The organism is Streptomyces sp. NPDC058576 (genome assembly GCF_042718715.1).
Lineage (GTDB): Bacteria > Actinomycetota > Actinomycetes > Streptomycetales > Streptomycetaceae > Streptomyces.
In genome coordinates, this window is sequence record NZ_JBHXPF010000013.1 from 66,912 (window position 1) to 78,240 (window position 11,329).

Here is an 11,329-nt window from a genome sequence, read left to right on the forward strand (position 1 = left end):
GAGACAGGCATGAAAATGCTCATCAACGTTCCCGACACCGTGGTCGCCGACGCCCTGCGAGGCATCGCGGCCGCGCATCCCGAGCTGACCGTCGATGTGGAGAACCGGGTCGTCGCCCGGCGGGACGCGCCCGTGGCGGGAAAGGTGGGCCTCGTCTCCGGGGGCGGTTCCGGACACGAGCCGCTGCACGCCGGGTTCGTCGGGCCCGGGATGCTGTCGGCCGCCTGTCCCGGGGAGGTGTTCACCTCCCCGGTGCCGGACCAGATGGTGCGGGCGGCGGCGGCCGTCGACAGTGGGGCGGGCGTGCTGTTCGTCGTCAAGAACTACACCGGTGACGTGCTCAACTTCGAGATGGCCGCCGAGCTCGCCGAGGACGAGGGCGTCCAGGTCGCCCAGGTGGTGGTGGACGACGACGTGGCCGTGAGCGACAGCACGTTCACCGCCGGGCGGCGTGGGACGGGAGCGACGCTGTTCGTCGAGAAGATCGCCGGAGCTCTGGCGGACGAGGGGGCGCCGCTGGAGCGGGTGACCGCCGTCGCGCGGCAGGTGAACGGGGCCTCGCGCAGCTTCGGGGTGGCGCTCGGCGCCGTCACCACTCCGGCCAAGGGCAGCCCCACCTTCGATCTGCCGTCCGGAGAGCTGGAGTTGGGCATCGGCATCCACGGGGAGCCGGGACGTGAGCGACGGCCGATGATGACGTCCGGAGAGATCGCCGACTTCGCCGTGAACGCGATCCTGGAGGACCTGCGTCCCACCGGCCCGGTGCTGGCACTGGTCAACGGCATGGGGGCGACACCGCTGCTGGAGCTGTACGGGTTCAATGCCGAGGTCCACCGGGTCCTGTCCGAGCGGGGCGTCCCGGTGGCTCGTACGCTCGTGGGGAACTATGTGACGTCGCTCGACATGGCAGGCTGCTCGGTGACGCTGTGCCAGGTCGACGAGGAGCTGCTGAGGCTGTGGGACGCACCCGTGCGGACGGCCGCGCTCCGCTGGGGCTGCTGAGACCTGCCGACGGGGTACGTGACCGGGTACGCGGCCCGGCGCGGGGCCGCGTACCGCCCGTGCCGCCAGGACGATCCGTTCGGGGGGCCGGACCGAGGAACAGGAGATCATGTGCTCGACACCGACTTCTTCCGCCGCTGGATGACCGCTGTCGCGGCGTCCGTGGAGCGTGAGGCGAACCATCTGACCGAGCTGGACTCGGCGATCGGGGACGCCGATCACGGCAGCAACCTCCAGCGCGGCTTCGCGGCGGTGACCGAGGTGCTGGAGAAGGACGCCCCCGCCACTCCCGGTGCGGTGCTCACCCTCGCGGGACGGCAGCTCATCTCCACCGTCGGCGGGGCGTCGGGCCCGCTGTACGGGACGCTGCTGCGCCGTACGGGCAAGGCGCTCGGGGACGATGCCGAGGTGACACAGGAACAGCTCGCGCAGGCGTTCGCCGCGGGGGTCGCCGCGGTGGGGCAGCTGGGCGGCGCCCAGGCCGGGGACAAGACGATGCTCGACGCTCTGCTGCCCGCGGCGGAGGCCCTCGCCACCTCGTTCGACGGCGCCGCGAACGCGGCCCGTGCGGGCGCCGAGGCGACGGTGCCGTTGCAGGCGCGCAAGGGCCGGGCCAGCTATCTCGGCGAGCGCAGCATCGGACATCAGGACCCGGGCGCGACCTCGGCGGCGCTGCTGGTCGAGGCCCTGGCGGCGACGGCGACGGACGGAGCGGACGCGTGAGCGACGAGCGGCAGGTGGGCATCGTGCTGGTCTCCCACAGCGGCCCGGTGGCCGAATCGGTCGCCGAGCTGGCCCGGGGGCTCGCCGCCGGAGGGGTGACCGCGCCCGTCGCCCCGGCCGGCGGGCTGCCGAACGGCGGGCTCGGGACGAGCGCCGAGCTGATCGGGCGGGCCGCCGCCTCGGTGGACCGGGGCGCGGGCGTCGCGGTCCTGGTGGATCTGGGGAGTGCGGTCCTGACGGTGAAGGCCATGCTCGCCGAGGGCGACGAGCTGCCCGAGGACACGCGGCTCGTGGACGCGCCGTTCGTGGAGGGCGCGGTGGCCGCCGTGGTGACCGCTTCGGCGGGCGGCGACCTCGCGGCGGTGGAGGCGGCGGCCTCGGAGGCGTACGGCTACCGCAAGACGTAGCGCCTCGCGTGGCGCCCCGCACTCCGCCGCAGCAGACTTGACGACATGTCGACAGGCAGGCGCAGTGCGGGGCTCCTTCTCTTCCGGGTCGTCGAGGACGCGGGCGAGCGGGATGTCGAGGTGCTGATCGGGCACATGGGCGGGCCGTTCTGGGCGGGGCGGGAGGCAGCCGCCTGGTCGGTGCCGAAGGGCGAGTACGCGTCCGAGGAGAGCGCGGAGGCGGCGGCCCGCCGGGAGTTCACGGAGGAGCTCGGCGTTCCGGTACCGCCGGGTGAGTGGATCGCGCTCGGCGAGTCCCGGCAGCGCAGCGGCAAGACGGTGACCGCGTGGGCCCTGGAGGCCGAGCTGGACGTGGCGTCCGTCGTGCCCGGGACGTTCACGATGGAGTGGCCGCGCGGGTCCGGCGTGCAGCAGGAGTTCCCGGAAATGGACCGGTTCGCCTGGTGCACGCCGGAGCAGGCCGCCGAGCGGCTGATCGTCGGTCAGCGGGTGTTCGTCGACCGGCTGCGCGCTCAGGTACGAGGAACGGCGGCCTCCCCGGACGCGTGAGCCGCACGCGCACCCGTCGGGCGGCCGGCCCGCAGTTCCAGGACGTCGCCGGTGAAGCGGGCCCGGAAGCTGCGGTCGTGCGAGACGACGACGACCGCGCCCCGGTACTGGTCGAGGGCCTGTTCCAGCTCCTCGACCAGGCTCAGCGCGATGTGGTTCGTCGGTTCGTCCAGCACCAGCAGATCGGCCGGCCGGGTCACCAGGCGGGCCAGGGCCAGCCTGCGTTGCTGGCCGATGGAGAGGGACGCGACGGGCACGTCGAGATCCTCGGGGCGGAACAGGCCGAGGGCCAGGAGGTCGTCGGCGTACTCGTCGGGGAAGCCGGGCAGGCCCGCCGCGAAGGTGGCGAGCAGGGTGCGCCGGGTCGGCCGGGCGGGCAGTTCCTGCGGGAGATAGCCGATGCGGGCGCGGCGGGTGACCGTGCCCGTGTCGGGGGTGAGGTCGCCCGCGAGGACCCGTAGCAGAGTGGTCTTTCCGGCTCCGTTCTCACCGGTCACCAGGAGGCGGGCTCCCGATGCCACGGTCAGGGAGGGGAGGTCGAGGCGGTCGCCCACGGAGACGGCGTCCAGCTCCACGAGGGTCCTCGCGCGGCCCGCTGTGCCGGTCGCGTCGGCGGCACCAGTGGCGGTTCCGGCCGCGGTCCCGGCGCGCTCCGCTTCGCCGGTCTCCGTGGCGACGGACGGACGGCCGGTGAAGGAGAGCGGGCGGGGCGGGGGCGGCACGGGAGTCCTGCGCAGGGCGTCCAGCCGGGTCCGGGCTGCCCTGACCTGGCCGGACAGCTTGGCCTCGTGCGACCGGCGGTGCTTGCCGAAGCCCTGTTTCGGGTCGCCTCCGGTGGCCGCGAGCCGCGCTCCCGCCGCCTCGACGAGTTCCTCGGTGCGGGCCAGGTCCGTCAGGTACTCCTCGTACTCCTGGGCCCATCGCCGACGGGCGGCGGCCTTGGCGGTGCGGAAACCGTCCCAGCCGTCCCCGTACCGGGTGACCGTGCGCAGGTCCCGGTCGACCTCCAGGATCACCGAGGTGACGCGCTCCAGGAACGCCCGGTCGTGGGTGATCGCCACGACGGTCCCCCGGTGGGCGCGCAGGTGGTCCTCCAGCCAGCCGACGGCGCGGGCGTCGAGGTGGTTGGTCGGTTCGTCGAGCAGCAGCAGTTCGGGGGCTGCGGCCAGCACGCAGGCGAGGGCGAGCCGGGACTGCTCGCCGCCGGAGAGCGTGCCGAGCGGGCGGTCGCGGGTGAGGCGGGCGAGGCCGAGGCCGTGCAGGGCCGCCTCGGTGCGGGCTTCCGCCCGGTAGCCGTCCCGGTCCTCGTAGGCGGTGAGGAGGTCTCCGTACGCGGCGAGTTCCGCGTCGGTGGGCCCCGGATCGCCGGGCTTCCGCTCCGACAGGCCGGCCTCCGCCTCGCGGATGCGGTGTTCGAGATCGCGCAGTTCGGCGAGGGCCGCGTCGACGGCGTCCTGAACCGTGGCGGCCGGGTCGAGGTCGAGAGTCTGGGCGAGGTAGCCGGTGCCGCCGGGGAACCGGACGGTGATCTCGCCGGTGTCCGGTTGTTCCGCTCCGGCCAGCAGGCGGAGCAGGGTGGACTTCCCGGAGCCGTTCTCGCCGATGACGGCGGTCTTCTCACCGGGCCGGACTGTGAGGGTCACCTGGTCGAGTACGGAGCGGTCCCCGTACGCCTTGGAGACGTCCTTCATGGCCAGTTGAGCGCGGTCGCGCTGGGGGTGCATGGGTGCCTTTTCCCTGGGTGACGGCCCGCGGCGGCGCGCACGGAGGCGCGGCGGCGGGGCGTGGATGCCGGACGGCGGAGGGGACGGCGGCGGGCGCGCGGACGACGTCGACGCCACCGGAACATGATCACGGTGGCGTCGTCACCGGGGCGTCTCAGAGGGACGCGCGGTGGGGCGCGCTGCGGCCGTCCGGGCCGGGAATCAGCGGAAGAAGTAGTAGCGGTACGAACCCATGTCGGCCAGTCTAACGTCGGGCGGGCTCCCGGCGCCGGGGATTTTCCGTGCGCCGGGGAGCACGAGGAGTTCAGCCGCCGGGAAGGATGACGGCCCGGCCGTTGACCTTGCCCTCGTGGAGGCGCTCGTAGGCGAGCGGGGCCTCGTCGAGGGAGTACGTCTCCACGTGCACGTCCACCGCTCCGGCGTGGGCCAGGTCGAGGACCTCGGCGAGTTCCCTGCGGGAGCCCCAGTAGGGTGCGCTGACGACTGCCCCGTTCGGGAGCGTCCCGAAGCCGACCGGGAGCGCGCCGCCGCCGATGCCGACGATGGTGACGTCGCCGTCCACGCGGGCGACGGCTCCGGCGGTCTGCACGGTGGGCGGCGCTCCGACGAAGTCGAGGACCAGGTGGGCGCCGAGTCCGCCGGTCAGTTCCCTGACGCGGGCGGCCGCCCGCTCGTCGGACAGGACGGTGTCGTGCGCGCCGACGGTCCTGGCCAGGGCGAGCTTGTCCTCCGTGACGTCGAGGGCGATCACCCGGGCGGCCGTCATGGCGCGCAGCAGCTGGATCGCGACATGACCGAGGCCGCCGGTGCCGATGACGACGGCCGTGGAACCGGGCACGAGCTTCGCCCGGGAGCGCACGATGGCGTGGTACGGGGTCAGTCCGGCGTCGGTGAGGGGCACGGTCTTCACCGGGTCGAGGTCACCGATCGGGACCAGGTGACGGGGATCGTCGACGATCATGTACTCGGCCATCGCGCCGGGGGCGCCGAGTCCGGGCGGCATGATGCCGAGGTCCTTGGCGCGCAGGCAGTAGTTCTCCTTGCCCTCGGCGCAGTTCACACAGGTGCCGCAGCCCCAGGGTCCGTACACCGCGACGGAGTCGCCGACCGCGAAGCCGCCGACGCCGTCACCGAGGGCGGCGACCGTGCCGACGCCCTCGTGGCCCAGGGTGAGGGGCAGGGGGAAGGGGATCTCGTCGGCGGACCAGCTCATCACGGCGATGTCGGAATGGCAGACCCCGGCGGCGGTGACCTTCAGCAGGATCTGGCCGGGGCCGGGCTCGGGGTCCGGGATCGTGACCACCTCGGGGGCGGCGCCGACGGCTCGGTACTGGACGGCTTTCATGGGGTGTCCTCGCTTCTTCCTGGTTCTGTTCGTCGCCCCGTGTCCCCCGGGCCCCCGTTCCCTTTGTCGCCCCCGTGTCCCCCGCCCGCCACCCGGGCTCCGTCACGGGGCGGAGTAGCCGCCGTCGACCAGGTGGTAGCTGCCGTGGATGAAGGAGGCCTTGTCCGAGAGCAGGAAGGCGGCGAGTTCGGCGACCTCCTCGGCGGTGCCGAGGCGTCCGGCCGGGTGCAGGGAGATCAGGTGCTCGCGGGCCGCCGGGTCGGCGTTCCGCAGGAGCGGGGTGTCGATGAAGCCGGGGCCGACCGCGTTGATCCGGACGTTCTGGGCGGCGTACTCGAGCGCCGCGGTCTTGGTGAGGCCGACGACGCCGTGCTTGGCCGCGACGTAGGCGGGCGACCCCGCGAAGCCGTTGGTGCCGAGGATCGACGACATGTTGACGATCGCACCGCCGCCCGCCGCGACGATGGCGGGCAGTTCGTAGCGCATCGAGTGGAAGACGCCGCTGAGGTTGGTGGCGACGACGCGGTTCCAGTCCTCGACCGGGTACGCACCGGTGGGGCTGCTGGGGCCCGCGATGCCGGCGTTGTTCACGGCCAGGTGGAGGGCGCCGAAGGTGTCCACGGCAAACCGCACGCCCGCTTCGACGGAGGCCGGGTCGGTGACGTCCATCGCGACGGCGGCGGCCCTGGCTCCGGTGCTCTCCAGCTCGGCCGCGGCCTTGCGCGCGTTCTCCTCGTCGTAGTCGGCGACGACGACCGCCGCGCCGCCGGCGGCGAGCCGCCGGGCCAGGGCGAGGCCGATGCCGGAGGCGCCGCCGGTGACGAGGGCGGTGCGGCCCGCGAACTCGGCCCCCGCGTTGTCGGTGCGGTCGGGGTTCTCGACGCGGTCGGTCTGGTCGGTGTGGTCGGTGGTCATGAGTCTGCCTCGGTTCCTTCTGTTCCTTCTGCTTCTTCTGCTTCTTCTGTGGTGCCGCGGTGCTGCTCCGGACTTGGGCGCGGTTCGCCGAGCAGGTCGGCGGCCAGTGCGTCGAAGGCCTCGGTGACGAGTTCGGGCAGGGCGTCCGGCCGGCCCCCGCGCACCCAGGCGGCCTGCGCGGCGAGCAGCGCGCCCGCTCCGGCGGCGACGGTCACGGCGGGTCGGATGTCCTGCCGGGGGTCGACGTCGAGCCGGTCCGCGACGATGGCGATCGAGTCCTCCTGGGCGTCCACCCGGATGTGGTGGAAGACCGCGTAGAGGGTCGGCTCCTCCTCGGCGACGACCAGCAGGTCGAAGATCCGGGGGCGGCGGTGCCAGGGTTCCGCCCCGGGGTCGGCGAGCCAGTCGAGAACGGCCCGCCGGTAGGCGAGGAGCGGGGGCTCCGCTGCCGGGCGGGCGCGCAGGGCCGCGTTGATGCGGTCGCCGTCGCCCCGCAGGGAGTCGAGGGCGGCGGCCTCCTTGCTCGTGAAGTACCGGCTGAACGTACGGCGGTCGACGTCCGCGGCCTCCGCGATCTCCTCGACCGTCACGTTCCGCAGCCCCCGGTCGAGCACGAGCTCGAACGCGGCCTGCGCCAGGGTGTCGCGGGTGCGGCGCGCCTTGCGGCTGCGCCGTTCCGGGATCTTCCGTTCCGGAGTCATACGTGCACCGTACACCTGAAAATGTCCCCACGCGACATTCGTCTCGTGGGGACATCAGGGGCGGCAGGTGCGGGGCGACGCACACTCTCAGACTGCGGTCGCGGCGGGCCGCCGACCCTTCCCGCCCGCAGCGGCATCGTCGTCGCGGACCGCGTCGTCGGCGATCCTGTCGGCGGCGGCTGCGGGGGCGCGGAGCAGGGCCAGCGCGGCGACGTCGTCGCGCCGGATGCCTCCGGAGAAGTCCCCCAGGTCGGCACGGAGCGCGTCGAGCAGTTCGCGCGGCCCGTGCCCGGCCCAGGCGGCCACCCGTTCGTCCAGCGGGTAGAAGGCGCCGGTCGCGTCGCGGGCCTCGGTCACCCCGTCGGTGACGACGAGGAGGGTCGCGCCCGACGGGAGGTCGAAGGACTCGGTCCTACGGTCCTCCTGGCTGAGCCCGGCGAGGCCGAGGGGGACGTACGTCCGGTGGAGCGTGACGGCAAGGGCCCGGCCGTCGTGCAGCAGGCGCGGCAGCAGATGACCGCAGTTCACGGCCTCCACCCGGCCGCCCTCGTCGAACCCGAGCACGAGCGCGGTCACGAAGCGTTCGGCCTCGCCGGTCTGGGCGGAGAACTCGTTGTGCCGGACGACGGCGTCCTCCAGCGCCTGGACCACCCCGGTGAGCGTGGGTTCGCGGATGGCCGCCTCGCGGAACGCGGCGATGGCCGCGAACCCGGCGCCGATGGCCGCCAGCCCCTTGCCCTGGACGTCGCCGATGATCACCCGGGTCCCGTAGGACGACTCGACGACCTCGTAGATGTCTCCGCCGACGAAGCGGTCCTCCTCGATCGGCTCGTAGAGCCCGTACGCGAAGACGTGGTCGGTGACGACGGGCAGCGGCCGCAGGATCTGGCGCTGGAGGGTCACGGCGGCGGACCGCAGGCGTGCCATCTCGGTGGCGTGCCGGATGCGCGCCGCGCAGGCGGCGACCCCGAGGGCGCAGGCCAGTACGGCGAAGCCGATGCCGAAGACGAAGTCCCAGAAGGTGCCGTCCGCGCCGGCCCGGAAGCCGACGACGACCGTGGTGATCCACACCGCGACCCAGATGGTCTGGCGGAGGCTGCAGTAGACGGAGGCCAGTGCCGGGACGACCACGAGCAGCGGCACGAGCCGCAGGTCGTTGCCCGTCCTGAAGTCGAGGAAAACGACCAGCAGGGTCATCAACGTGAGCCCCCCGGCCAGCGCCCAGTTGCCGATCCGGCCCTGCGACACCGCCGCGATGCCCGCGTCCGCGCCCGGCGCGGCACCACCGCGGTGCCGTGCCCCGCTCTGCTTCTGCGGCTTCTGTGCCATGTCCAGCAACCTCATGGGCACGGCCTGTCCTCCCGCTGGTCTCTCGGCGCCGCCCGCGGTTTCGGGCGGTCCCTTCCAGTTGACCGGGAGGCGGCCGTCCGCGCAGGAGGGCTTAGGACCCCGAGCGGGTGCCGAAGGTCCCGCCCGGGACTTTCGGCCCGGGCCCTCCGGCCCCGCAGCGGGGGTGTCTCAGGTCCCGTCGCACGGGTACCGGTGGCGGCACGCCGGGGCCGGGGCGGGGCGGCGCCCGGTCCGGGCAGCCCGGCCGGCGCGGCGGGAGCGTACGACTCCCGTCAGCGCGGCGGGAGCGTGGCGGGCACGAGGGCGGAGAGGAATTCCGTACGCCGGCGGAGCCGGAAGCCGAGGGACTCGTAGAGCCGGACGGCCCCGGTGTTGGAGGCGGAGGCATGCAGGAACGGCGTCTCGCCGCGCTCTCGGATGCCGTGCGCGACCGCCAGGACCAGTCGGCTCGCCAGCCCCTGCCCCCGTACGGACTCGTCCGTGCAGACGCCGCTGATCTCGGTCCAGCCGGGCGGGTGCAGCCGCTCCCCCGCCATCGCCACCAGGGCGCCGCCCCGGCGGATGCCCAGATACGTGCCCAGCTCGACCGTGCGCGGGAGGAAGGGGCCGGGGCGGGTGCGCGCCACCAGGTCCAGCATCTCCGGCACGTCCCGGGGGCCCAGCACGACCGCCTCCGGATCGGGCGCGGCGTTCACCGACGCGTCGACCAGCTGGACGCCCTCGGCCCGGAAGACGATCTCCCAGTCCCGCGGTGGCGGCTCCCGGAGCGCGGCCAGGGCGACGGCGTTGCCCGGCCCGGCGAGCGCCGCGACATCGGCCCAGTCCCGGGCGTCCGGGGCGTCGGGAAGCGCGAGCCAGGGGCTGACGTCGCTGGGATAGCGCAGGATCCGCCCACGGCTCTCCGCGAAGTGGGCGTGCGGACCGGTAAGCGAGGACCGGGCGGGGTTCTCCAGCGGGTGGAGCCGGGAAGGGGCATCGGTCCGGGGCCGGGTGTCGTTCTGGGTCATGGTCTCCTCAGTCTCGTTCCGTCCATCGCGCGGTTGCTCGGCCGCGGGTGCTCGGCGTCCGGAGCGGCGCACCCGCGGGAGAGGAAAGGCCGATGGAGACGGCGAGTATTCCGTGAGGCGAATCTGTTCATGACACCGCAATCCTCGGGAACCGCCGGGAACCGCCGCGGCGCGGGCCGCGCGGCCCCCACGCCACCGGGACGCAGCCCCCGGCAACACGCCGACGCGTCCGCCGCCCGTCCGCGCGGACGAGCAGCGAAATCGACTCATCCGTAGGCCAATACGTGCCGGTCCGGTCCCAACGCCCTCTCGCCTGTGGCACTCTGGTGGCGACCGCCCCACCGGGCTCCCCCGTACCGGTGGGGCGGTTCTTCGTACCTCCATGGCGTGCGCGCTTCGCCTGCGCGCTTCAGCTTCTTTCCCGCACGTGCGCTCTGCATTGGCGCAGTGCGTGTGCGCTCTGCACCTCGCGCCCGTCACTCGCGGCCCCCCGGATGACAGCGCGTGACGCCCCCTCAGGACCGAACCAGGCCTTTTTCCGGCCAACTCGCTCCGCATGGCCAGATCAACTCCCACCTCCACGCATGAGAGCCGTACCCCTGGGAAGGCGAACAGGCCTCAGGGCCTATGAACCAGGGAGCGTGAAGCGACATGACCGTGCAGACCGCGCAGACAGCGCAGACAGCCGGTACGGAGCGGACGGGCACCACCCAGGAGCTCCCGTGGATCGAGGATGCCGGGAAGATCGCCCCCATGGACGCGCGTCGGCTCTCGCGCCTCTTCTTCGACCGCCTCCAGGTCTTGGAGGAGGGCACGCACGAGTACCAGTACGCGCGTAACACCCTCATCGAGATGAACCTGTCCCTCGTCCGCTTCGCCGCCAACCGCTTCCGCAACCGGGGCAGCGGCGACATGGAGGACATCGTCCAGGTCGGCACCATCGGGCTGATCAAGGCGATCGACCGCTTCGACCTCTCCCGGGAGGTCGAGTTCACGTCGTTCGCGGTGCCGTACATCGTCGGGGAGATCAAGCGGTTCTTCCGTGACACGAGCTGGGCGGTGCACGTGCCGCGGCGCCTCCAGGAGCTGCGGGTCGACCTCGCCAAGGCGAAGGAGTCCCTGGCGGCCGACCTCGACCGGGACCCCACGGTGAAGGAGCTGGCGGAGGACCTGGGCATCGAGGAGTCCGAGGTCACGGAGGGGATCGTCGCCTCCAACGGCTATACGGCGGGCTCCCTGGACATGCCGACCGACACCGCGGACGCCGGACCCCGCCAGACCGCCGGGCGGACCTTCGCCGATGTGCTGGGCGAGCCGGACCCCGCCATGGAGACCGTGGAGAACCTCCACGCCCTCGCACCCCTGCTGGACGAACTGGACGAGCGGGAGCGCCGGATCATCGATATGCGCTTCGGCCAGGAGATGACCCAGGCGCAGATCGGCGCGGAGCTCGGGATATCGCAGATGCACGTCTCGCGGCTGCTGAGCCGGATGCTGGGCAAGCTGAAGAGCGGGATGCTCGTCCAGGAGTGACCGCCGCGGGCCCCGGAACAGCGGACAAGGGAGGTGTTGTGGTTCTGACTGGCGCATCAGTCAGAACCACAAC

The 11,329-nt window shown here is 73.1% G+C and carries 11 protein-coding genes; 5 read left to right on the forward strand and 6 right to left on the reverse strand.

The genetic code is table 11. From position 1 onward, the window contains the following. The first annotated feature begins 9 nt into the window (after positions 1 to 9). The 4 genes from dhaK to ACFWRV_RS12785 all read left to right on the forward strand — a co-directional run bounded on the left by dhaK (position 10) and on the right by ACFWRV_RS12785 (position 2,681). A complete protein-coding gene (gene dhaK, locus ACFWRV_RS12770) occupies positions 10 to 1,002 on the forward strand; it encodes a dihydroxyacetone kinase subunit DhaK (protein ID WP_384332571.1) in 993 nt (330 codons plus the stop codon). A 111-nt stretch (positions 1,003 to 1,113) separates the two neighbouring features. Next, on the forward strand, positions 1,114 to 1,725 hold the full coding sequence (dhaL, locus tag ACFWRV_RS12775; RefSeq protein WP_384332574.1) for a dihydroxyacetone kinase subunit DhaL: 612 nt from the start codon (positions 1,114 to 1,116) through the stop codon (positions 1,723 to 1,725). Further along, the gene (locus ACFWRV_RS12780; RefSeq protein WP_384332577.1) at positions 1,722 to 2,132 is read left to right on the forward strand and encodes a PTS-dependent dihydroxyacetone kinase phosphotransferase subunit DhaM; all 411 of its coding nucleotides are present in this window, start codon (positions 1,722 to 1,724) and stop codon (positions 2,130 to 2,132) included. The genes dhaL and ACFWRV_RS12780 overlap by 4 nt, the downstream gene beginning before the upstream one ends. A gap of 45 nt (positions 2,133 to 2,177) precedes the next feature. After that, positions 2,178 to 2,681 carry an NUDIX domain-containing protein gene (locus tag ACFWRV_RS12785; protein WP_384332580.1) on the forward strand — a complete coding sequence of 168 codons (504 nt, stop codon included), beginning with the start codon at positions 2,178 to 2,180 and terminating at the stop codon, positions 2,679 to 2,681. Here ACFWRV_RS12785 and abc-f read toward each other — a convergent pair. From abc-f to ACFWRV_RS12815, 6 genes are all read right to left on the reverse strand, one after another. Continuing rightward, positions 2,645 to 4,405 carry a ribosomal protection-like ABC-F family protein gene (abc-f, locus tag ACFWRV_RS12790; RefSeq protein WP_384332583.1) on the reverse strand — a complete coding sequence of 587 codons (1,761 nt, stop codon included), beginning with the start codon at positions 4,403 to 4,405 and terminating at the stop codon, positions 2,645 to 2,647. The genes ACFWRV_RS12785 and abc-f overlap by 37 nt on opposite strands. A gap of 304 nt (positions 4,406 to 4,709) precedes the next feature. Continuing rightward, the gene (locus ACFWRV_RS12795) at positions 4,710 to 5,750 is read right to left on the reverse strand and encodes an NAD(P)-dependent alcohol dehydrogenase (protein WP_384332586.1); all 1,041 of its coding nucleotides are present in this window, start codon (positions 5,748 to 5,750) and stop codon (positions 4,710 to 4,712) included. 102 nt (positions 5,751 to 5,852) lie between these two features. Next, complete coding sequence (locus ACFWRV_RS12800) at positions 5,853 to 6,665, reverse strand: SDR family NAD(P)-dependent oxidoreductase (protein ID WP_384332589.1); 813 nt, start codon at positions 6,663 to 6,665, stop codon at positions 5,853 to 5,855. Beyond that, positions 6,662 to 7,366 carry a TetR family transcriptional regulator gene (locus tag ACFWRV_RS12805; RefSeq protein WP_384332591.1) on the reverse strand — a complete coding sequence of 235 codons (705 nt, stop codon included), beginning with the start codon at positions 7,364 to 7,366 and terminating at the stop codon, positions 6,662 to 6,664. The genes ACFWRV_RS12800 and ACFWRV_RS12805 overlap by 4 nt, the downstream gene beginning before the upstream one ends. A gap of 87 nt (positions 7,367 to 7,453) precedes the next feature. Beyond that, entirely contained in the window at positions 7,454 to 8,695 is a 1,242-nt protein-coding gene (locus ACFWRV_RS12810) for a PP2C family protein-serine/threonine phosphatase (RefSeq protein ID WP_384332594.1), read from the reverse strand. A 293-nt stretch (positions 8,696 to 8,988) separates the two neighbouring features. Next, entirely contained in the window at positions 8,989 to 9,723 is a 735-nt protein-coding gene (locus tag ACFWRV_RS12815) for a GNAT family N-acetyltransferase (protein ID WP_384332597.1), read from the reverse strand. A gap of 651 nt (positions 9,724 to 10,374) precedes the next feature. On the opposite strand from ACFWRV_RS12815, the gene ACFWRV_RS12820 reads away from it, so the two are divergent. Continuing rightward, positions 10,375 to 11,256, forward strand: a complete 882-nt coding sequence (locus ACFWRV_RS12820; protein WP_384332600.1) for an RNA polymerase sigma factor SigF — start codon at positions 10,375 to 10,377, stop codon at positions 11,254 to 11,256. Positions 11,257 to 11,329 lie beyond the last annotated feature (73 nt).